Source organism: Sphingobacteriaceae bacterium (assembly GCA_002319075.1).
In the GTDB taxonomy this organism is placed as follows: Bacteria; Bacteroidota; Bacteroidia; order B-17B0; family Aurantibacillaceae; genus Aurantibacillus.
The window spans coordinates 1694963-1719700 of record NVQB01000001.1 but is presented as its reverse complement, the minus strand read 5'-3'; the positions used below and the strand labels follow the sequence as shown (position 1 = coordinate 1719700).

The following is a 24738-nucleotide window of genomic DNA, read 5'->3' as shown; positions in this document are numbered from 1 at the left end:
AACAAAGCTGGCTCAAAAGAGTCGTAACTCTTTTGCCCTGCTCGATGTGACAGTCGACGCAACACAAAGCTGGCTCAAAAGAGTCGTAACTCTTTTGCCGTGCTCAATGTGACATTCGACTAGGCCCGATGTGACAAAGTACTTGGTTTTTTTAATTCTTTAGCCTGCTAATTTACAAACTAAAGGTCTAAGTTAAATCAGCTTTAGGCAAATAAATATGGAGGTTGAATGGACGCTAAACTCCAAATTGTCGCAAATGATGATCGAGGTGTTTTACCTGCATGAAATCCCAATCGCTTACCTGCAACTCGCCAAAAAAAGGATGCGGAGCTTTAGTTAGTCCTGCCGGACCTTTTTGCTGAAACTCTGTGATCATATTTACGAGCCGGGTTCTTTCCACTTCAAACACACGCTGGTCTACCACTTTTGCTTCACGAAATGTGGGAAGGTTTCTTTTGAATTCAGGATCGTTCAACAATTGTTTCTTTGCATTTTTAGCAAAAAGAAATTTGATCACAGGATGTATTTTAGGAACGAGTTCTCCCGACGCAATTTTAATAGGCGCCTGGCAGTGCGACAGCATTTGCGCCACATTCATTTTACCCCACTGCGCTTGTGTTTGTGGAGTCAGCGAATGAATACGATCGATATACTTTTGAACGGTTTCTCTGTGAAATATGCTTTCCATTTTTACCTCCTTTATTCTAAAGTAAATAACAATCTGTTGAAATACAAGGTTTTTCGACGAATAAGAAAATTGTAAAAATTCGTAGACTATAAAAATTTTTTTGAAAACTTTTCTGCCGATTAAAATTAATTATTTGTCTAAACAAACTGAATATTCGTCGAATTTATGATTTGTATGAAAACTTGTTTTATTTTAAGACATTCCGCATCTTCTCTACAGGAATAAAGGCTACGACCAATTTTTTTAGTTTGAAGTTAAGTCAGTGATAAAAAATCTCAACTATTTTTTAACCTGAGAATATTTTTAAAATATTATTTTTGCGCTCACTATACCCAAAGCCTAGTCCGGATCTCACACACTACTCCCCGGAACAAACTTTGAAAAAATTATAAAAATGAAGAAAATTCTTATTGTTTTCGGCTGCCTTGTTATGGCGCAAATCTCCAATTCGCAAACCTGGAACATCGGTTTGAACAACATTGCTGGCAATCCTTACTTCGGGACTACAAATGCAAAACCTATAAATTTTTTCACTAGTAATACCATGCGTATGACTATCAGTACTACGGGTAAGATTCAGTTTAACGATCTTGCAGGATCCGCCGATAGATTTTTACAGGTAGATGCAAGTGGACAATTAAAAGCATATGAAGGAGTGTATCCTTTTTCGTCAGATGGCACTACTACTTACCTAAATACGGGGTCGAAATTTGGAGTTGGCATATCTACTCCGGCTACAGAGCTTGATGTAAACGGAGGAGCACAGGTTGCGAATGCAATGCGGGTTGGTGGTGCTTTCTATGTTGGGCCAACTACTAATTACGGAATTATCTTATATACTCCCGGTACAGCTGGGCAACCTGCAGTATTTTCATTTGGTGGTGGTGGTACCGCGCATCCGAAGAACCCCAATCCAGGTTCAGTGTATAATCCTTTTGGCAACGGTAATGAACACCCGACAGACAATCCGCCTATTGTAGACCATTGCGCAGATGGAAATCCAGCTCAGTATAATCCAACAACCATAAATCTCTTTAGTGACATGATTAGTGTTAAAAAAGAAAATACGGCAAATAATACTACCACCCTGCTCGGAAACATAAACATTGGGCACAACGGAAACAACGCTTTTATCGAAACCCAAGGCACTAATTCTCTGACCCCTGCACAAGGTGATCTTTATATTAACAAAGAATGCGGTAGGAACATTTATGCTTTTGGCAACGGTGCTTCATTTGCTGTTGGAACTGACAAAGTTATGTCTATAGCGGGACGCTTAAATGTGACACAAAACGTGCAAATAGGAGGAGGGACAGCGCTTACAAGTTTTCAACAGGGTTTTGCTGCTTTATTTATCAATGCTCCAGCAGCTACTGCTAATGCAGGACTCAGGATTTTTCATGCAGGCTCTGAAGCTGGAATTAAGGTTGTTGAACAAGTGGGTTCAAGCAAAGCTTTTGTTGTGCATAATGGAACGTCTAATACAGTAGATGGACCAGAAAGATTTTGTGTTAGAGGTGATGGTAAAACAACAATCAGCACAAATAACGCTGACGCAATTACTGTTTTTAACGCGGCAACGACAGGAACTCCACAAACATTTAACGTTGCTGCGAATGGCTACACTTCATTAAAAACGACAAACACTGATGCTATTACGATTTTTAACTCAGCAACAACCGGCACGCCTCAAACTTTCAACATCGCAGCGAATGGATACACTTCATTAAAAACAACAAATACAAAGGCGTTTTCAATTTTTAATGCTAGTAATTCAAACAATGAAACATTCTTCATAAATAATACCGGATACACTGAAATTAAAGTTTACTCACCATTGGCTATGCCTAATTCTTACAGCAGTGCGAATAGAGCGTTTACTATACGTGATATGTCAGCAAACAGTGGACTCGGAAAAGATATATTTGTTGTAAATACAAATGGTGTTGCTTATGCAAGAGAAATAGAAATCACAACTGTAAATAACTTCCCGGATTATGTATTCGACAAAAATTACGATTTAAAATCTATTGGTGAAGTAGAAAGATATATTCACGAAAATAAACACCTGCCGGGCTTTGAGAAAGCTAGTACCTATGAAGAGAAGGGCATTAATGTAAATACAATGCTTTTAAAACAACAAGAGAAAATAGAAGAACTAACATTATACATAATTGATTTGGAAAAAAGACTCCAATCATTAGAAGTTAAAAAATAGATATACCAATTACTTAATCTTCTTAAAATGAAACTAAAACTTGCCTTTTTATTTACAATATATCTCTTAGCGTTGGATAACTTGCATTCGCAAAATACAATATCCTTTTCTTACAATGCTGGAGGTGGCCTATCGGAGCGAAAGCTATTAGTAGTACCCGGGCAAGGAGCGAAATTTAATTATAGTGGACAGACAGCCGACACGACCTTCTTAGATGAAATTAAAGTTTTTCCGAATCCCGCAAGTACGCATGTTACTATTGAAGGGCCCATACCGGCCAATTCGAAAAGCGGCGAAATAAAATTGATAAATGCTACAGGTCAATTTATCAAATCTGACAATTACGAAGGTCAATCTAAAAATATAAGTGTAGGTGATCTCGCTAATGGCATTTATATAATGGAGATTAAGTTTTCAGATAAGGAAAGAAAAAGCTATAAAATTATTGTTGCTAAATAAGTTGCATAGATTATGAAAAGAAATATTTTACTCAAATTGTTTTTGTTCTCTAGCTTTTGGATTTACTCTCAAACACCTCCAAATACTATTGTAATTCCAAACCCAACACCAAATCCTCCCTACATTTCCACCAACACATACACAAGAGCAGTCACAAGTATAAAACTGCAAGATGGATTTAAATACGGATACGTTACAGGAATGCCATCTGCAACAAATCTACTCAATCTTAGCCTTGGAAATAACCCTCAATTTGTTAGTTCTGGTTATCTAGGATCAGGATCGAATCCTACCCTAATTGATTGTGGAAGTGTTCCCTCAGTTGATTTAAGCAAACCTGTTGGGGAAACAGCTGGAGGTTTTCAAGTAACGCAGAATGGAGCAGCATCGTATAATATCAGCATAACTGTATCACCCGGCACCAGAGGAGTAGAGCCAAGGTTAGGTCTCAGCTACAATAGTCAAGGTGGCTTAGGTTTGTTAGGTGTGGGATGGAGCTTTACGGGTTTGTCGGCTATCAGTCGAACGGGTAAAATTCCTATGCATGATGGTAACTTTAGCAGTCCACAATTAGCTACCAGCGACGTATATGCTTTAGATGGAAACAGACTTTTTGCTTTAAGTGGTTCTTATGGCCAGGCGAATACAACTTACTACACTGAATCCGAGAACTTCGCAACCATTACATCTTTTGGAACTTCTGGTAATGGACCGGAAAGATTTGAAGTACAAGATAAAAATGGAAATATTTTAAAATACGGAAATGCTAATAATTCAAGTTTAAAAGGAGTGGGTGATAACACTACTTTGACTTGGTATCTGAATGAATTTAAAGATGAGTTTGGGAACTATATGACTTACTCTTATAAAGTGCTAAGTGGAGAGGTAGTTATCGATAAAATTGAATATACGGGAAATGTAGCTGCAGCATTGAGCCCATACAATAAGATTACTTTTATGTACATTCCTTTGGCAGAACACAATAAGACTTACATTCTGGGCAAAGAATTTAACCAGACGCAACTCATGAAGGAAATTTGTTGCTGGGCTGGGACCACGATGTTTAAGAAATATATTCTGGATTATGAGTGGAATGGTAGTACTTACCTTTCGACGGTAAAAGAACTTGATGCAAACGGAAATGAACTCAATCCCACAAAATTTTGTTGGAATAATCCGAATGATTTTGATGGTACAAAAACAGCTCAGCAAAATGTCGATGCAAACTTTTCGGCAAGCGACTACGTTAATTTGAGAACAATCGCAGTGGATTTTAATGGTGATGGTTTTTCGGATTTTGCATGTTGGAATACTGAATCAACGGGGGTTGGGCGACACCGCGTTTATCAAAATACATTTTTGAGTAATTATGGCAGCAATAATACAACCATTAATTTTGCTAATATTTATGACAACGCAAATCAAATTTCGAACACCGAATCGGTTATTTTTTCTAGCGTAAGCGACGAAAATAGAGATGGGAAACAGGAGTTATTCACAATTACGGCCGATCTTACCACAACATCGGGAGGCTTTAACTGGTCTGATAATTACACTCTCTGGAAAACATATTTGGATGTAAACAACAACATTCAGGTAGTTAATTTGGGAACCACTACTGAAGCCAGTACAGCTTTTGATATAGACAATTCGCCGCCACAATTATATTTCAGTGCTGGGGATTATACAGGTGATGGACTTACAGACAACGTTATAATAGATAATGAAAGGATTTCTATAACCACTGGTGGTAATACTTATACAAAGTCATTTAATGCGGCGCATTACTCATTTATGCGTCCATTTAATTTTGATGGGGATTTAGCTACAGACTACATTGATGTTGTGGACAACAATACTTACTTAGATATTAATGTACATAAATTTACAGGCACTTCATTTTACACCAGCATAACCGGACACAATACAATAGCATTTACTGATAATGCAAATTTCAATAAGTATCTATGTAATCATATTGCTTTTGGTGATCTTAATGGCGATGGCCTTGACGACTTGGTTTACATAGATGAATATAACTCAAGTATGTATATGATGAAAAATACTGGAAATAATTTTTCGTTACCGGAACTAGTCCAAGTCTTTACACCATTAGGCGGAAGCAATCTTTTTGACATATCTTGCGTAGATGTAAATTCGGACGGTAAACAAGATATTGTTATTAATGAAAGAGATGCTGTAAACAATACAACAATATATTATTCTTATTTGTCTTACGGAGACTTAATAATTAAAGGCGGAAGTTATATAGGAAATTGGAAAATTGGAGAAGCAAATCGTGTTTCACACTTTCAGTTTTCGCGTGACGTTTCAGATGACCAACGTATACATCTGCGATTCGGCAAAGGTTCAGTTCTAATGGGTACTGAAATACATAGTGCCGATTTTAATGGAGATGGAATTTACGATTATGTAAATTTTGATAGTAACTCAAATTTTATGGTAACTAATACAGTTAATGGAGAACCTCGGCTTTCCGTAACCAATATATACACCCCTTTTAGGAATAACATTAAGATAAGGTATGCGAACCTTGCAAGTCGTTTTAGTGTTTCTAATGGTATAAAAGATGAAATACTAAGGCCTTTAACTAGTGTGGGCTATTCTGGAGGAATTGGAATCCTTCTTCCGAATATGTATTGCGTAAGTTATGTTTTTAAGAACTCCGGCTATTCAGGACAATTTCAAAGTAATATTCGTTATCTTTATAAGGATCCTACTTATCATCAATTTGGTCGTGGATTTTTGGGCTTTGGAGAAGTAAGTTCTATTGATCTTACCACAATGATAGGTTCTGTAAATACCGCATCTGTCGATCCTTCCTATTTTTTACTGACAGGATATAAAATGCAAACGTCAAAGTTTACCAATGCTGTGGTAAGCGGATTAAGTAATTCAAATACATATTTTCCAGATGCTACAAAAATAATGTCCTCTTCTCAAAGTGAAGTAAATTACGTGCCCAGAAACACTTCAGGTTATTTTTCACAACTTTTAAAAACAGAATCAACAGACTTTTTAGGCTCGACACGCAAATCCGAAGAGTATACGTATGATATGTTATCACATGGAAATATACAGGTTCAAACTTCAAAAGCAGGTTGGAATTTAAATTCACCAATCTTAACTAGCACAAAAAATTTTACCTATGCAATTTACAATGGAGTTTATAAACCGGTTCGACAATATAATATCAATAATCAAGCGGGAGAATCCAATTATGAAAGAGAAGTAGTTTTTACTTATGATACACAAGGACGGCTTACTTCAACTATAAATGATCAGAATATTTCAACTTTAAGTAGTCACATTCTCACAACTGCCTACACCAATTTTAACAATTTTGGGCAAGCAACTAAAGTGACTATCTCGGCTCCCGATATTACTAGCAGGATTTCGGAAACGCTTTACGATGCAACAGGAAGATTTGTTATTAAAAACATTAATGCTCTAGGAGATTTTAGTGAATCCACTTACGAACCACTCTTTGGGAAAATGATTCAAAGTAAAGATATAACCGGCCTTATTACTAATTATCAATACAATGGTTATGGAAGCCTGATAAAAACTCTTTTTGCGAATAACACTCAAAGTAAAATCACTTATGCGTGGGAAAGCCCTACAAACTATCCTTACGACTCACAAATCATTGGTGCTTACTCTTTGAAAACAGAGACAGATCAGCAACCTTATGTAAAAGAATATTATACAGGGAATAATTTAAAATTACGAAGTGAATCACAAGACTATGCTGGTAGCATTGTAGTTAGTGATAATGGCTACGATATGACAACTACCTTTCCTGTGGGCACTCTTCTTGAAACGACGGAAGTTCATTATCCCTCGCAAACCAAATATCTCAAAACTGTTTACGATTATGAGTATGTTTATTATCGTCCTACCGGAAATACCACATATTCTGTAAACGGATCAGCCTCTACAAATACAGGTATTTTTACGCAAACTAATTATAATACACCAAGTAATAGCACCTACAATAGCTGTTTTGTCGAGAAGACTTCATCAACAGGTCTTATAACACGCAACTCTCTTAATTCAGCGGGACAATTAACACTGGTTACAAATACTTATCCCGGCCGGATACAAAAAGCTACCTATTCTTATTTTAGTAATGGGCAAATAAAAAACACTACTTTAACCACGCCCTCTAATCCTTCGCAGAATATTGTTTATACAAATACTTACAATGACCTTGGCCAAAAAATTCAGGTAACAGATCCAAGTCGTGGAACGAGTACTTATCAGTATAGTACATTAGGAGAACTATTGCAGAGCAATGAACAAGCCGGTACATTTACTTATATCTACGATGTTCTCGGGAGGGTGGATACAAGAACAGGAAGTGGAAGTGGAACCAGCACGTATGAGTATTTTACCAGTGGGAACGGTATGGAACAGCTAAAGAAGATAACTGGTCCTGTAAGTACTACTGAGTATTTGTACGATAATTATAATCAAATCACCGAAACAAAAGAAACGATAACTAGTGGAAATAAAATTTTGAAAAGCAATTATGCATACGATTCTTATGGTCGCGAGGTTCAGCATACTTATCCTAATTCATTAGTTACAAAAAATGTATATAATTCTTTAGGACATCTGACTACCATAACTGATGTTAACAATCAAACTCTTTGGCAACTAACGACTAAAGATGCTTTGGGGAGGATTAAGGAATATACTTATGGAAATAATATTTCGACGAAAAATATTTATAATGATCTAAATTATCTTGTAGAAATAAATCATGGGAATGGAAGTAAACATAAGCAAACTTATGACTATGATTTGATCAAAGGAAATCTTCTTTCAAGAAGGTTTGATAATTACCTTACGAATGTTACTTTAAAGGATGTTTTTAATTACGACATAATGAATAGGTTGTCGTCCTGGCAGCAAGAAGATGTAGTAACTAATGGAGTTTACAATGGTCAGGCTGTGTCTATAGATATTCTTGGAAATATCACGCAGAAATCTGACGCAGGAACTTATGCTTATAGCAATCCTTCAAAACCATTTACGCTTACTCAAATAACTAACGCAAGCAGTAACATCAGCGTTAATACATTGAATATGCTTTACAACGATCTTGAAAAAGTTAGCCAACTCAGTGAAATGAGTACCAATAAGCAAATGGATTTTACTTACGGAAATAGTGACAATCGTATTAAAATGCAATACGCTCTTGGAGGTACTAATCAATACACGAGGTACTACAGTGAAGGCTATGACAGAGAGGAAACTACGAATACATATAAAGAATGGACCTACATTCAGGCTCCCACAGGTTTATGTGCCGTGTACTTCAATAACAATGGAACCACACAATTAAACTATGTTGTAAGCGATCACCTGGGAAGCCCGGTTCTTCTTATGAGTAATAGTACGAGTAGCCCAACACTTGTAGAAGAATACGCCTTCGATGCCTGGGGACGCAGACGTAATCCATCTGATTGGAGTTATACGAATGTTCCTGCTGCAACAAAGATGATTCGTGGATTTACACTTCATGAGCACTTGGAGGATTTCTCTATGATCAATATGAACGCAAGGATCTATGATCCTGTTTTAGGAAGATTTTTACAAGCAGACAATATTGTGACAGATGAAAGTAACATCCAAACTTTCAATATCTATGCATATTGCCAGAATAATCCTTTAAAATACAGCGATCCTACCGGACACTACGAGGAAGTGCCGGGAACAGCAGATGCTCTTGATACCTGGTATAGTAATGTTGGTACTGCGGTATACGCTACCAATCAATATCAAGGGGAGATGGCGTACTATGGCTATAGCAGGTATGATCCTGCTCCAGCGGGTTTTTCAAATTATAGTTCTATGGATATCGGAGGCAATTCTTACAATATCAACTATAATTATGGGTCGGCTAATCAGGAATATCAAAGGGTATATTCAGCAGCTCCTCTGCCAACTAGTCTCGACTATGGGGGATATTACAGCTCTCCACTTCCAGTTCTGGGACCGGCACTACAATCGGGAGCATTGTTAGATCAAGGCGATTATATTGGAGCAGCTGCGTATTTTGGCTATGGACTTTTTGATGCCTTCACTCTAGGAATGGTAGCTCCGTATCGAGCAACTGCAATGGCCTACCAACAAGTTGACAAAAACATTGCTTTAGGGGTGTCAGAACATCTAGACGATTTTGCAAGTAGTGTTAATGGAACTACATGGAAAACCTGGGGTGCTCAGGATTTTGAATCGCAATTTATGCAGACGATTAATCAAAGTGAGAATTTGATCCACTTTAACATGACAGGCCCAAGCGGGGGTATGATAAATGCTTGGCAAGCAGTAACAGAAGGAGCGATGGGTCTTAAATACAGTAGGGCGACAAGTTGGGAGTTATACCAACTTTATTCTAATCCTGGAGCATATGGGAGAACTACTTTCTATTATCAAGGAAGCGTAATTCCAGGCCCATTTTAAAAACTAATAATATGAAAAAAGAAATTTTTAAATCAACCAGATATTTTACTGCTTTTGACTTTATGATCAGTCATGGTCAATTATTGTTGCGATCAAGTAAGGATAACGATTATAAAGAAAATATAGATGTTATTTTCTTTGGTACAAGTTATATTCAACTTTTTACATCGTTATGGATTGTTTCAATTAGTGTTGTAGAGAAGGATAAAATGCCAATTGAGTATAAATCGGTGAATTCGTTTTTAAATAAAGAAGAAAACTACCTATTTGAAATTGAAACTAAAAGTGAAAAATATTATGTTTGTGCTGCATATCTAAAAATTTATGAAAATAAATTAGCATTTAACGAAACAAGTTTAGGTATAATTAATTTCTTAGGCAGAGATAAAGAAGTAATAACAACATTATCTAAATAAATGAAATATTAACTTTCTATCTTGAAAAGCTAAAGGACAAATTATTGTTAATATTTATATAGACCGAATTTGAAACCATGAATTTTAAGTTAATTTTAATCGGTATATTTTTCTCTATTTCGGGATTGTTGTCCTCCCAAACCTACACCTTCACGCCCGCAGGAGCTAGCGGCCGATATGGCCCCTCGCAAACCCAAGTCACAAATTCGTATAGCAACACCAATTTAAATAGCGCCGTAACAGTGAGCAATGGCATTCAAAGCTGGACAGTTCCATCTAATGGTAATTATAGGATAAAGGTCAATGGAGCCAAGGGAGGTGAGTTTTTTAGTTCTGTATATGTTTATGGAGCGAGTATGCAGGGTGATTTTGCCTTAACAGCAGGTCAGGTGATAAAAATATTGGTAGGACAAGTAGGTTCTAATGGAAGGAGTCCTGGTGGTGGTGGTGGAAGTTTTGTAGTGGACGCGAATAACTCTCCTTTAATTATCGCAGGAGGGGGTGGAGGTTCTGAATCCGGTCCAACTTATAGTTTTGGCGTTGCGAATAATGGTGGGAGTGCGGGGACCTCAGGAATGCCGGGGTCAAACGGAAATACAGGTGTTACGGCTAGTGCAGGAGGAAGTTTAGGGTTGGGCGGATCTGTTTCTACAAATTATACGGCAACTCAGGGTTCTGGCGGTGGTGGTTTTTACGGAGATGGAGTTGATGGAAATCCTGCGACGGCAGGGATCTCTTTCACCAATGGCGGAGCAGGAGGAGCTGGCGCGAGTACAAGCGTAAACATTGGTGGTGATGGTGGCTTTGGAGGCGGCGGCGGCGGGGACTGGACAAGTATCACCGGCTCTGGAGGTGGCGGGGGCTATTCCGGAGGTGGTGGCGGCACCTATTTCGGTCTTGGCGGCGGCGGCGGCTCCTATAATACCGGCACTAACCAGGTAAATACTTCTGCCGTGAACAGCGGTAACGGCTATGTAACAATCACAAAACTTTCGGGGGTAAATATTATTTTAAGTACTCCTATTTCCTGTAATGGGCAATCCAATGCTGCACTTACAGCATCAGTTTTTGGAACAACCGGTCCTTATACCTATTCCTGGTCACCTGGAGGAAGTTCCAGCGTCACCATAACAGGACTGGGTCCGGGAACTTATACATGCCGGGCTACTGATGCTGCTTCTATCACTTACATAAATACTTTTACCGTTACGGACCCACCTTTATTTACTGCTACCACAACCCAAACAAACGTAAGCTGTTATGGGTATTGGAACGGACTAGCCTGGCTTCACATATCCGGGGGCACGGGGCCTTATTCTTTTACCTGGTCGCCATCAACCGTTTTGTCTTCTGCACCACTTGTGGGCGGACTTGCTCCCGGATCATATACCTGTGATGTAAAAGATTTCCATAATTGCGCAGCAAGCGGCACATTTGTTATTACCCAGCCCGCACCAATAAGTTTGAGCATAGTAGCTAGCAACTCCGTGCTGTGTTCAGGTGAGAGCCTTACACTGACTGCTACCGGTGTTCAAAATTATACGTGGACATCCGGTCCCTCTGCTAATGGAGTGCCCTTTACACCTTCTGTAACGGAAACCTATTTAGTGATTGGCGAAGATGCGGCAGGGTGTAGCGATGTTTCATGGATAGACATAACAGTAAACCCGGGGCCAACTGTAACTATTATTTCAACAAATACAGCGTGTCCCGGTAATTCGGTAGATCTAAATGCCAACGGAGCCAGCACTTATGCATGGAGTACTTTATCCACAAGCAATAATATTACTGTATCACCAACTTTGACTTCTGTGTATAGTGTAACAGGAACCGCAACTAACGGGTGTACAGATGTTGCTACTAAAACCATAACCCTGTTAAATAATACAACTGTCACTGCAAATACAAGCAGCATGACCATATGTGAAGGTAAATCTGTAACCCTTACAGGTAGCGGAGCATCTACCTATACCTGGAGCAACGGCGTTATTAATAACGTCGCTTTTAGTCCTACAGCGACGTCTGTCTATTCAGTGACGGGCACAGGGGCCTGCGGAACGGCTTCAGCAGTAATTACTGTCACGGTTAATCCCTTGCCTTCGGTAACGGCGAACGCAACAAATACATTGGTTTGTACCGGTTCAACTGTTGCCCTAAGCGGTGTTGGAGCGTCAACGTATTCATGGTCTGGTGGAATCTCAAATAATACGGCGTTTCCAATAAATGCAACAAGTTCTTACACCGGAACCGGAACAGACGCTAACGGTTGTCAGAATATAGCTGTAAAAACAATTTCTACCAATCCATTACCGGTAGTTAGTGCCTTTGTTTCTGCAGCGACTGTATGTGCAGGTTCTTCCGTTACTTTAAATGGAGGTGGTGCAAATTCCTATACCTGGACCAGTGGAGTTAGTAACAATACACCTTTTGCTCCGGCAGCCACAGGATCTTATACCGTGACCGGAACGGACGTTAACGGTTGTCAAAATTCCGCAAGTGTGACTGTTAGTATTATAAACGCACCGCTTGTGAGCGCTAACTCTACAAGTACATCTGTATGTTTTGGAAATACTGTATCTCTAAATGGCAGCGGCGCTTTAACTTACACCTGGACAGGAACGGTTTCCAATAACGTAGCTTTTACTCCGACAGTAACTTCAACCTACACCGTGTTTGGTTCTAATGCCTGTTTCACTGCGAGCAATGTAATTACAGTTACCGTTAATGCTTTGCCTGTTGTAGCAGCAAATGCAAGTGGTACGCTAGTGTGCCAGGGAGCTACTTTAAATTTGTCTGGTTCAGGAGCACTTAGCTATACCTGGAGTAATGCTGTTAGCAATAACCTACCCTTCGCAGCAAGCAACACGGCAACTTATACTGTGACTGGAACGGATGCTAACGGATGCCAGAATACCGCAAATAAAGTGATTACTGTAAATCCCTTGCCTGTTGTTTCATTGTCGGCTACAAGTCTTGCTATTTGTGCCGGTGCAAGTATTAGTTTAAATGCAAGCGGTGCGGACACCTATACGCTCACTCCAGGGACGCTTTCTACGCCACTTTATCCGAATTCTAATACCCTTTATAGTTTGGTTGGTTCAAACACATTAACAGGTTGTTCCAGTACAAACAATGCTGTACAAAGCGTTACTGTGAATACTTTACCCGTGTTATCGGTCTCAGCAAGTAGTAACGCTGTTTGCATGAATCAATCTGTGGTATTAACTGCGCAAGGAGCTAACACTTACACGTGGACGAACGGAGTTATGAATGGAATTCCTTTTTCGCCTACAACTACAGCCACGTATAGCGTTCAAGGCACTAATACACTTACGGGATGCGCAAATTCCGTATCACAGCAGATCACTGTACATCCTCTTCCGTCGCTGAGTGTATCTGTTAGCAATGCTACGGTGTGCAGTGGTTCTACCGTTGTCCTTACTGCCAGTGGAGCAGATAGTTACAGCTGGACACCAACTGTTGTAAATGGAGTTCCATTTACACCTACGGTAAGCAATGGCTACGTCGTTATGGCTACAAATTCTTTAACTGGTTGCTTCCTTATGGCTGCGCAGATAATCATTGTAGATCCTTTGCCGGTTGTAACAAGCAGTGTAAGCGATCTTGCCATTTGTAAAGGAAATACAGTTACTGTTTTTGCCCAGGGAGCAGATACGTATACCTTCAGCAATGGCATAACGAATGGTGTTCCGTTTACGCCTCAAAGCACACTAAATTATTCCATCACTGGAACCAATTCACTTACTGGCTGTACCAGTACAAATTTAGCTGTTCAAACTATTACTGTTAATGCGCTTCCAACTCTTAATGTGGTGGCCTCGCAAAGCGCAATCTGTTCGGGAGAATCACTTTCCTTAACGGTTGCCGGCGCGGCAACATACAGCTGGAATACAAATGAAACAAGCTCTACTATTGTGGTTATGCCGGTTACAAATTCAACTTTTAATGTTGTGGGAGTGGATGCTAATGGCTGTTCCGGACAATTCTCTGTTGTATTGGATGTCGCTGATTGCGTTGGTCTTTCCCACCAGACAAAAAATTCTGAATTAAACATTTTCCCGAATCCTAATAATGGCGAGTTTTATATTTCCGGAGATTTTGCAATGAATCTGTCAATTATAAATGAACTTGGACAAATTGTTCGAAGTATTCAAATGACCGGCTCCGCAGAAACTATTAACTTAAAAGGTCTTGAAAATGGAATTTATTTTGTAATTGGACAACAAGGGAACCAGCTTATCAAACACAAGGTTGTAGTGGCACGTTAGAATTGATTAGCGACTTCTAAGAGTTTATTTCTTAATTTTAGAAATCGCTAATCTCCATCCGATGAAAAATTTTACTGTATTTCTAATTGTTGTTTTCTTAAGTGCAAATTTCTTAAACGCTCAATCCCTCTACTTCCCGCCACTCACTGGTACTATGTGGGATTCAATCGATCCTCAAAGCATAGGCTGGTGTCAGCCGCGCATCGATTCACTTTATAATTATCTGCAGGCAAAAAACACCAGGTCCTTTATTATTGTAAAAGATGGGAAAATAGTCCTGGAGAAGTATTTTGGAACTTATACCTCTGATTCTGCTTTTTATTGGGCTTCGGCAAGTAAAAGTCTTTCTTCTTTTATCACCGGCCTGGCGCAACAAAAGGGGTACATAAACATTAACTCTAAAGTCTCTAATTATATTGGCAACGGATGGACCAGCGCTCCGCAAGCTAAAGAAGACTTAATAACCGTAAAACATTTGATTGAAATGACAAGTGGTTTGGATGATGGTCCACCTTCGCCCTGCGATAATGAAGATACTGCTAAAAGTTGTCTGATCTACAAAGCCGATGCCGGCACCCGCTGGGCCTATCATACAGGAGCTTATAAAAAATCACACGATGTGGTGAGTGCAAGCATTGGACAAACTTACAATGCCATTACAACAAATTGGATCAAACAAAAAACCGGCATGACAGGCAGCTGGTTTCAACAAGTATATTACAGTAATGCCCGCAGTATGGCTCGCTTTGGATTACTCAATTTAAATAAGGGAATATGGGCAGGAGACACTTTGATGAAAGATTCTCTTTATTTTAAAGCAATGACAAACACTTCACAAAGTTTTAATTTATCCTATGGGTATTTATGGTGGTTGAATGGAAAATCAACCTTTATGAATCCTGGTTTGCAGCTAGTGTTAAATGGCCCGCTGGTTCCAAACGCTCCTTCAGACATGTATGCCGCTTTAGGAAAAAATGATCAGAAAATTTATATTGTTCCCAGTACCAAAATGGTGGTTATAAGACAAGGGAATTCTGCAGAAGGAGTGACCTTCGCACTTTCTAATTTTGACAACAAACTTTGGGATTATATCAATAAGTTGAATTGTGTCACCACGTCCATTCAAAAAAACAGTCTTAGTGCTGAGAAGATTCTTGTTTACCCAAATCCAGCTAAAGGATCTTTGTTTATCAAAACAGATCTTAAGCTTAAGAACATCACATTAACAAATCTTCTTGGAGAAAAAATACAAGTTACGGTCAACGACGGAGTTATTGATATTTCCGGATATAAAAAAGGCTTGTACTTTGTGACGTTTACGTCGTTTGAAAATACAAGTCTTGTAAAAAAGATTCTTGTTGACTAAAAAAACTGCAAAAAAGTTTCTGCATATTTTAAAACACATAGAAACATAGTGCCGATTGTTATCGGCAGGATAGAAGTTTTTATAGATTCATAAAGTAGCACATAGCATATTTCGAAAGCGAAATATGGCACCACAAAAAGGTAAAAAAAGAAGTAATACCCTATTATATTCCCCTAAACTTAGAAATCGTTACTTAACTGATTGGTCGCTTTTTGCAAAATTTCAAACGCATTTTCGGCCATTAAATTCTCTTTATCAAGGGTTGGATTGATCTCCACCATTTCAAAACAGACAATCTTTTTACTACGCATGATGTAATAAATGAGATTTCCCGCTTCTTTCTCTGTAATTCCGTTTGGAACCGGGGTTCCTGTGCCGCTGGAAATACGCGAATCCATACTGTCTACATCAAAGCTTACATAAATGATATCGCAATGGTCGAGGTAGTTTAAAGAATCAATGGCAACGCGTTCTACAGCCTTTTTACGTATTTCCTGAAGGTTAAAAACCCGTACTTTATTCTTCTTGATCAGGTAATCTTCCGGAGCTTCAAAGTCTCTAAGTGCTATAAATACCAAGTCATTGTAAGTGATTTTTGGCATTATACCCCCCAGATTTTTGAGTTTTTCCCAGTATTCAACTGTCTCGTCATCTGGTCGGTTTTGCTGACGGTCTTTGTTATCTTCTCCCAAAACGCAGCACAAAGGCATTCCATGCATGTTACCACTTGGGGTAGTGTAAGGACTATGAAGATCGGCGTGGGCATCAATCCAAATCACACCAAGCTTCTTATCCGGGTAGGCCATGCGAATCCCACTTATGGTTCCTAATGCCGAACTATGATCGCCGGCTAACACGATTGGAACTTCATCCGCCTTTAATGTCTTTTGTATTTCTTTGGCAATGCGTTCATTTAAAGTGTAAATACCTTTAATTCTTTTAGCGTAATCGTGTACTACTGGCTCTAAAAGAAGGTTATTTTCACTCTGAATCTCTACGGATTTAAAACGTTTAAAAAACGGACTTCCAAAATCGAGGGCTGCAATTTTAATGGCATCTACGCCCATACTTGCGCCACGGGTCCCGGCGCCTATTTCACTCTTTACTTCAACAATTTTTATTGGTTTTATCATATACTTCTTTATTTCAGTTCGTTAGGGAGTACTGTTCTACAAGCATTTCGTTCGCTTTTTAGGGCATTATTTTACAATTTCTTAATTTTTACACTTACTTTTGTTTAATCTAAATGAGTTACTTTGATTCAAATAAGCTAAACCAAACAACTTAGATCTAAAAGATGGACAATTTATATTCCACCCTCATTAACCAAACCTTTAATTTTCCGCAAGAAGGCTTTGCGGTAAAGGACGAAGAACTCCATTTTAACGACATTCCTTTAATGGATGTTATTAAACAGTATGGCACCCCGTTGCGTATTAGTTACCTTCCAAAAATAAGCTCACAAATTCAAAAAGCCAAACGTTTATTTAACGTAGCCATGGCAAAAGTGGATTATAAAGCCAAATATGTTTATTGTTATTGTACAAAAAGCTCTCACTTTAGTTTTGTACTGGATGAAGTCTTAAAAAATGACGTCCATATTGAAACTTCATCTGCTTTTGACCTCGAAATAATCAAAGAACAATTTCAAAAAAAGGCACTTAGCAAAGATACATATATTATTTGTAACGGGTATAAACGCACGCAGTACAAGCAGAATATCTGTGAGCTTATAAATGACGGATTCAATGTGATACCTGTGCTTGACCACCTTGACGAGATTGATTATTATAAAAAGCATGCAAAAGCCGAAAAGGTAAATTTTGGGATCCGTATCAGTACAGAAGAAGAACCTTCCTTTACTTTTTACACTTCCCGTTTGGGAATTCGCAACAGCGAGATCATGAATCTTTACAATGAAAAAATTAAACCGAATCCAAAATTCGATTTAAAACTTCTGCATTTCTTCATCAATACAGGTATAAAAGACACTATTTATTACTGGACAGAATTAAATAAGTGTATGAATATTTATAAGGAGTTAAAAGCGGTTTGTCCGGGCCTTGATTCACTCAATATTGGCGGAGGCATGCCTATTCGTACCTCTTTAGGTTTTGAGTACGATTACGAATACATGATTGAGGAAATTGTGGAGCAGATCAAAACGTTTTGTGATGCCAATGAAATTCCGGAGCCAAATATTTTTACTGAATTTGGATCTTATACTGTTGGAGAAAGTGGCGCAACCCTTTATTCCATTGTAGATCAAAAACAACAAAACGATCGTGAAACCTGGTATTTCATTGACAGCAGTTTCATTACTACACTTCCTGATACCTGGGGGATCAACCAACGTTTTATTTTACTGGCGATCAATAACTGGGACAAGCCCTATGGTCCGGTAAACTTAGGAGGTATGACTTGTGACAGTATGGATTACTATAATACTGAAGCTCACACCAACCAGGTGTTTTTACCTAACATAGACAAGAATCAGAAGCAGCCACAATATATCGGATTCTTTCACACAGGCGCATACCAGGAAGCTTTGAGCGGTTATGGAGGAACTCAGCACTGTTTGATTCCGGCTCCAAAACATGTTTTGATTGACAGAGATGAAGACGGGGAATATACAACGCGTCTCTTTGCAAAAGAACAAAGCTACAAGAGCATGTTGAAAATACTTGGCTACTAAAGGCAAGATGCAAGACGCAAGATGCAAGATGCAAGAACCAAGACTTAAGAGGCAAGAACCAAGACGCAAGAATCAAGAATTAAGACGCAAGAGCCAAGATGCAAGAATCAAGAATTAAGACGCAAGAGCTAAGATGCAAGAACCAAGATTTAAGACGCAAGAGCCAAGATGCAAGAACCAAGACTTAAGAGGCAAGAACCAAGATTTAAGATACAAGATTTAAGATACAAGAAGCAAGATACAAGAGCCAAGATAGAAGAGTGAAGTCTTGAATCTTGGCTCTTGGTTTAATACCCTCGTGTCTGCGAAATTTTGTTGTTAACTATTTCTTAAAATCTTTCAGCCAATAACTCATAAACGTTTACGTTTAGATTGCATTTTTTTTAACTTTACATCCTTATACCACTTCACTTTTATGGCATTATTCGACTTTTTAACGCAAGACATTGCAATTGACTTAGGAACCGCGAACACGATTATCATTAATAACGATAAAGTAGTTGTGGATGAACCAAGTATAGTTGCTATGGATCGAACAAACGGCCGAATAATAGCTGTGGGACGCCAGGCGCAGATGATGCATGGTAAAACGCATGAGAATATTAAAACTATTCGTCCCCTGAAAGACGGAGTAATTGCGGATTTCCAGGCTGCTGAAGAAATGATTAAAGGAATGATCAAAATGATTAATCCCGGAAATCGTTTTTTTAAACCTTCCTTAAGAATGGTAATTTGTATTCCCAGCGGTATTACGGAGGTAGAGAAACGTGCGGTACGTGACAGTGCCGAGCATGCCGGAGCGAAAGAAGTTTATATGATTCACGAACCTATGGCTGCTGCTATTGGGATGGGAATTGACGTAGAAGAGCCTATGGGAAATATGATCATCGATATTGGTGGTGGTACTTCCGAGATTGCCGTAATCGCTTTGGGTGGTATTGTTTGTGATAAGTCTACACGTATTGCCGGTGATGATTTCAATGCTAATATTGAAGAATACATGCGTCGTCAACACAACATTTTAATTGGTGAGCGTAGTGCGGAGCGTGTGAAAATTGAAGTTGGCGCGGCAATGACTGAAATTGAAAATCCACCTGCAGATTATGCGGTACAGGGACGTGACTTAATGAGTGGTATTCCAAAAGAAGTTTATATCAGTTATGTAGAGATTGCGCATTGTTTGGATAAATCTATTTCTAAAATTGAGGAAGCGATCTTAAACGCTCTTGAAATGACACCTCCGGAACTTGCAGCCGATATTTACAGAAAAGGAATTTTCATGGCTGGCGGTGGTTCATTATTGAGAGGATTAGATAAACGTATTTCTCTAAAAACTAAACTTCCGGTGCATGTTTGTGAGGATCCACTTCGCGCGGTTGCCCGTGGTACCGGAATTGCACTAAAAAATGTTCATAAATTCCCTTTCCTGATCAAGTAAACCGGTTCTTTAGAATGTAGATTTAAAGAAGCACAGCTTTGCTCTTAACCCGGCAGGCATGCGTCGAGCCAGATAAACAGAACAAACACGCATGAGAAACTTATTTGCCTTTGTTATAAAGCACAATTTTATTTTCGTTTTTCTGCTACTCCAGGTTATCTGTATTTGGTTAATGGTTCAGAGCAGCGGTTACCAGGGTTCACATGTTTTAAATTCATCTAACAGGGCAGTTGCTAACGTTTACGAGACTGCCGCAAATACCAGAGAGTATTTTTCGCTAAAACAGGAAAATGAGAAAATTGTCAGGGAAAATTCTATTCTTCGCAATTTCCTAAAAGCCAATTACGCGGTTCTTCCCTTAAAAGAGTTTACTAAAAACGATACGCTTTATAAACAACAGTACTCGTACATCAACGCAAAAGTGGTGAACTCTTCGGTAAATAAACGCCGGAATTTCTTAACACTGAATATTGGATCGGAACAAGGTATTACACAGGATATGGCTGTTATGGCCGGCGATGGTATTGTAGGAATTGTGACTAACGTATCGCGTAATTTTTCGAGTGCCATGAGTCTTTTGCATAAAGATGTTCGCGTGAACTGCCAGCTTAAAAAAGACGGAAGTTATGGGCCACTGGTTTGGGACGGCGGTGATTACAGGTATTGCCTGCTCACAGATATTCCAACTCACGCAAAGATCGTAAAGGGCGACACCGTAATTACCAGTGAATTATCGGGAATTTTTCCGGAAGGTATAATGGTGGGAACAATCGAAAGTTTTGAACGCCGGAAAAATGAATCTTATTACACGGCGAAAGTTAAACTCAGCGCAGATCTTAAAAAAGTAAATCATGTTTACGTGATTAAAAATAAATTTAAAAACGAACGCGATTCTTTAGAACTAACTACACAAAAACAAGTTGACGACTGAACTAATAAAAAACATTCTGCGGTTTATTTTACTTGTAATCCTGCAGGTACTAATAATTCAAAACATAAACCTCACGGGGTATGTCATTCTGTTGCCATACATTATGGTAGTGATCATTCTTCCCTTTGAAACCAATAAATTACTTGTTCTTTTTTTAGCATTTTTACTGGGAGTTTGTATTGACTATTTTTATGATTCTTCTGGTTTACATGCCACAGCTTGCACAGTGATGGGGTTTTCAAGATATTATGTTTTAAAATACATTTCTCCGCGCGATGGATATGATATTGGCGTAAAACCAACGGTTGAAGATATGGGCCTGGAGTGGTTTTTACGTTACGCAGGAACCCTGGTTTTTATTCATCACTTTGTACTTTTTTACCTGGAGATTTTTCGCTTCTCAGAATTCTTCTCAACGCTTTTAAGAGTTGTTTTAAGTAGTGTGGGAACTTTAGGACTTATTTATCTGATCCAGTTTTTATTTTTCACTAACAAGCGGCGCACATGAGTTCTACTGCAGTTCAATTAGGAGATAGAAAACTAATTATCGGAGGGTTTTTCGTCCTTATCGTTGTCATTTACATTTGCCGGTTATTCTACATTCAATTAGTGGATGATCAGTATAAATTTGCGGCTGAAAATAACGCGCTGCGTAACATGACGGAGTACCCGGTGCGCGGTTACATTTTTGACAGGAACGGAAAATTACTGGTTTACAATTCACCATCTTATGATTTAATGGTAATTCCGAGGGAGACTAAAGGATGCGATACCATGTCGGTTTGTGAAGTGTTGCAGATCACTAAAAAAGAATATTTGAAGCGGATGAAAAAAGCCTCTCAGGCGCCCAATTCTCCGCGTAAACAAAGCATTTTTGAAAAACAAATGTCGCCACAGACTTATGCGGCCTTACAGGAGAAGTTGTACCGTTTCAAGGGGTTTTTCGTGCAAAAGCGAACCGTTAGAAAGTATCCACGGCCAATTGCAGCGCATCTTCTGGGTTATGTAGGAGAGATTAGCAAGGAAGGAGCGGAAAAAAATTCATATTACCGTGAAGGAGATTACATTGGCATTACTGGTATTGAAAAGAGTTATGAGGAGGCTTTACGTGGCAGAAAGGGAGTGCAGCGCGTTGTAACGGATGTTCACAATAAAACCGTTGGAGCTTATATGGAAGGAAAGTACGATACGGCAGCAATTTCCGGAAAGCCGCTCTATTGTAGTATTGATATGGATTTGCAGGAATACGGTGAGAAACTTATGCGGGGTAAAAAAGGTGCGATCGTTGCCATAGAGCCTTCTACCGGAGAGATTTTATGCCTTGTCTCTGGCCCAGCTTACGATCCAAATCTATTAGTGGGTGGAAAAGAGCGTTCTAAGAATTTTACCAAACTTTATTATGATAGTTTAAATCGTCCTCTTTTTAATCGGGCGCTCACAGCGATGTACCCACCGGGTTCTATTTTCAAGTTGATTGATGCTTTGATTGCGCAAAACGATGGATTGATCAAACGCTCTACTAGTTTTCCCTGCCACCAGGGTTATCCTCCTATGGGTAATAAACCAAAATGCCACCCTCACGGGGGTGTAGATTTGGTGGGATCTGTAGCGCAATCGTGTAATTCCTATTACAGTTACGTTTTCAGGGAAATCGTTGATCAAAAAGCTTATCCGCATTTTATTGATGGCTATAATCACTGGCGCGACATGGTGGTTACTTTTGGTCCTGGTACGCGCCTTGGAACCGATCTTCCGTTTGATAAACCCGGGAATGTACCTTCGGTAGATTATTATAATAAGGTGTTTGGCAAAAACGGGTGGAGAAGCAATACGATTGTATCTCTCGGTATCGGCCAGGCAGAACTTACGTTAGTTCCGCTGCAAATGGCAAATGTCGTTGCTACCATTGCTAATCGGGGCTTCTATTATACACCACACTGTGTTAAAGGTATCGGTACCGAAAAACAAATTGACGTACGTTTCCGTCAGAAACATCTGGTAGGAGTTCAAAATCCTGAAGCGTATTTAAATGTCATTGATGGTATGCAAATGTGTCTCGACGGAGGAACAGGCTATCATTCGCGTGTGAAAGATATTGTGATTTGTGGTAAAACAGGAACTGCGCAAAATCCACATGGAAAAGATCATGCAGTATTTTTAGCTTTTGCGCCGCGTGAAAATCCCAAGATAGCTATTGCCTGTATCGTTGAAAACGCCGGTTTTGGTGGTGTATGGAGCGCTCCAATCGTAACATTGATGATTGAAAAATATCTGAAAGGAAAAACAGATCGTCCTGAAATGGAAAAAAAGATGATGGAGACAAATCTGATTGACGCAAACAATTTGCTAGCAGAGAAAAAGCATTAACAAATGGCAAGGAATGAAAATGACATATTCTATGGCGTAGATCGACTAACGGTTCTCACCTATGTGTTATTGGTAATTATGGGCTGGTTAAACATTTATGCTGCCGTTTTTAACGAAGAGCATCAAAATATTTTCGACACTACTCAAAAATATGGCAAGCAGCTGATCTGGATTGCCGGAGCAACAGTTATTGCTTTTAGTATTTTATTGATTGATGCGAATTTTTATACCGCCTTCGCCTATATCTTTTATGGTTTTTTAATTGCTGCCAATATTCTGGTGGTTTTTTTCGGGCGAGAGATCAAGGGAAGTAAATCGTGGTTTGGCGTGGGAGGCTTTGGGATACAGCCCGCGGAGTTTATGAAGTTCGCGGCAAATCTTGCTTTGGCGAAGTTTTTAAGTAATCAGAATATTGTGGTAAGTCAGCAATTCAGATTGAGACTGCGAGATCTTTTTAAAAACTACAAGAATACTATCATTGCTTTACTTTTTATTATTGCGCCTCTCATTATCATAAAAAAGCTTCAGGATGAAACGGGTCTGGCTATAGTATTTGTAGCATTCATCATTGTATTATACAGGGAAGGATTGAGTGTGGGATTTTTGATTTTCGGATTGCTTGCAACGATTTTGTTTGTGGTAGCTTTAGTAGTAACTCAGATCACTGGCCTCCTTATTACGCTGGCAGTTATTACCTATTCTGCATTTTTATTTATTCGCAGAACAAGAAAGAATTTCATTTTTGTTTCGCTGGTGTACTTGCTGGCAGCAGGGGTGGTGTTGACCACGAATTATGTGTACAATCACCTCGAGCCACATCAAAAAGTACGTATAGATGTTCTATTAGGACGCGGAACAGTGGATCTCAAGAAAGAAGGTTACAATGTAAACCAGGCTAAAATTGCCATCGGTAGTGGAGGTTTTCTTGGAAAAGGCTATTTACAGGGTACTCAGACGAAATATGATTTTGTGCCGGAGCAGGATACAGACTTTATTTTTTGCACTGTTGGAGAGGAGTGGGGCTTCGTAGGAAGTACGGTGGTTATTTTTTTAGAACTCTTTCTCATTTTACGTGTGATCTTTTTAGCGGAAAGGCAACGGTCCGACTTCAGCCGGATATACGGTTATGGTGTTTCCGCGATTCTGTTTTTTCACTTAGCGGTTAATATTGGAATGACTATTGGCTTGATGCCGGTGATCGGAATTCCCTTGCCATTTTTTAGCTATGGAGGTTCTTCTTTGTGGTCATTCACCATCCTGCTTTTTATATTTATTAAGCTCGACGCGAACAGGTTGCTAATTCTTAGATAGTGAGATTAACGCTGATTGGGCAGATCTCTTTTTCAAATTCCCACAGATCAAATTCATTTGCGGCC

Annotated in this window: 14 protein-coding genes and 1 pseudogene; 12 read left to right on the top strand and 3 right to left on the bottom strand. The window is 39.1% G+C overall.

What is annotated here, in order from left to right:
- Positions 1-235 precede the first annotated feature (235 nt).
- Positions 236-688, bottom strand: a complete 453-nt coding sequence (locus tag CNR22_07595) for a hypothetical protein (protein ID PBQ31636.1) — start codon at positions 686-688, stop codon at positions 236-238.
- A gap of 394 nt (positions 689-1082) precedes the next feature.
- On the opposite strand from CNR22_07595, the gene CNR22_07590 reads away from it, so the two are divergent.
- The 4 genes from CNR22_07590 to CNR22_07575 are packed head-to-tail and all read left to right on the top strand — an operon-like array spanning position 1083 to position 10276.
- Positions 1083-2906, top strand: a complete 1824-nt coding sequence (locus CNR22_07590) for a hypothetical protein (GenBank protein PBQ31635.1) — start codon at positions 1083-1085, stop codon at positions 2904-2906.
- A gap of 27 nt (positions 2907-2933) precedes the next feature.
- On the top strand, positions 2934-3365 hold the full coding sequence (locus tag CNR22_07585) for a hypothetical protein (protein ID PBQ31634.1): 432 nt from the start codon (positions 2934-2936) through the stop codon (positions 3363-3365).
- 12 nt (positions 3366-3377) lie between these two features.
- Positions 3378-9860 (top strand): hypothetical protein, encoded by a 6483-nt coding sequence (locus CNR22_07580; GenBank protein PBQ31633.1) that lies wholly within the window; start codon positions 3378-3380, stop codon positions 9858-9860.
- Between the two features lie 11 nt (positions 9861-9871).
- Complete coding sequence (locus tag CNR22_07575) at positions 9872-10276, top strand: hypothetical protein (protein ID PBQ31632.1); 405 nt, start codon at positions 9872-9874, stop codon at positions 10274-10276.
- A gap of 691 nt (positions 10277-10967) precedes the next feature.
- Here the strand turns inward: CNR22_07575 and CNR22_07570 are convergent.
- Positions 10968-11189: pseudogene (locus tag CNR22_07570) on the bottom strand (isocitrate dehydrogenase (NADP(+))).
- Between the two features lie 40 nt (positions 11190-11229).
- On the opposite strand from CNR22_07570, the gene CNR22_07565 reads away from it, so the two are divergent.
- Both CNR22_07565 and CNR22_07560 read left to right on the top strand, forming a co-directional pair.
- The gene (locus tag CNR22_07565; GenBank protein ID PBQ31631.1) at positions 11230-14565 is read left to right on the top strand and encodes a hypothetical protein; all 3336 of its coding nucleotides are present in this window, start codon (positions 11230-11232) and stop codon (positions 14563-14565) included.
- 61 nt (positions 14566-14626) lie between these two features.
- Positions 14627-15931, top strand: a complete 1305-nt coding sequence (locus CNR22_07560; protein ID PBQ31630.1) for a serine hydrolase — start codon at positions 14627-14629, stop codon at positions 15929-15931.
- Positions 15932-16110: 179 nt separating this feature from the next.
- Here CNR22_07560 and rocF read toward each other — a convergent pair whose 3' ends face one another.
- Complete coding sequence (gene rocF / locus CNR22_07555) at positions 16111-17064, bottom strand: arginase (GenBank protein PBQ31629.1); 954 nt, start codon at positions 17062-17064, stop codon at positions 16111-16113.
- 164 nt (positions 17065-17228) lie between these two features.
- Here rocF and CNR22_07550 point away from each other — a divergent pair, with 164 nt between their 5' ends.
- The 6 genes from CNR22_07550 (at position 17229) to CNR22_07525 (ending at position 24673) form a co-directional block, all read left to right on the top strand.
- On the top strand, positions 17229-18626 hold the full coding sequence (locus CNR22_07550; GenBank protein ID PBQ31628.1) for an arginine decarboxylase: 1398 nt from the start codon (positions 17229-17231) through the stop codon (positions 18624-18626).
- A gap of 415 nt (positions 18627-19041) precedes the next feature.
- Positions 19042-20064: a rod shape-determining protein gene (locus tag CNR22_07545; GenBank protein PBQ31627.1), complete on the top strand. Its 1023-nt coding sequence runs from the start codon at positions 19042-19044 to the stop codon at positions 20062-20064.
- Positions 20065-20155: 91 nt separating this feature from the next.
- Positions 20156-20995 carry a rod shape-determining protein MreC gene (locus CNR22_07540; GenBank protein PBQ31626.1) on the top strand — a complete coding sequence of 280 codons (840 nt, stop codon included), beginning with the start codon at positions 20156-20158 and terminating at the stop codon, positions 20993-20995.
- A 103-nt stretch (positions 20996-21098) separates the two neighbouring features.
- Positions 21099-21503 (top strand): rod shape-determining protein MreD, encoded by a 405-nt coding sequence (locus CNR22_07535; protein ID PBQ31625.1) that lies wholly within the window; start codon positions 21099-21101, stop codon positions 21501-21503.
- Positions 21500-23362, top strand: a complete 1863-nt coding sequence (locus tag CNR22_07530; GenBank protein ID PBQ31624.1) for a penicillin-binding protein 2 — start codon at positions 21500-21502, stop codon at positions 23360-23362. The genes CNR22_07535 and CNR22_07530 overlap by 4 nt, the downstream gene beginning before the upstream one ends.
- 3 nt (positions 23363-23365) lie before the next feature.
- Complete coding sequence (locus CNR22_07525; GenBank protein PBQ31623.1) at positions 23366-24673, top strand: rod shape-determining protein RodA; 1308 nt, start codon at positions 23366-23368, stop codon at positions 24671-24673.
- The last annotated feature ends 65 nt before the right edge of the window (positions 24674-24738 follow it).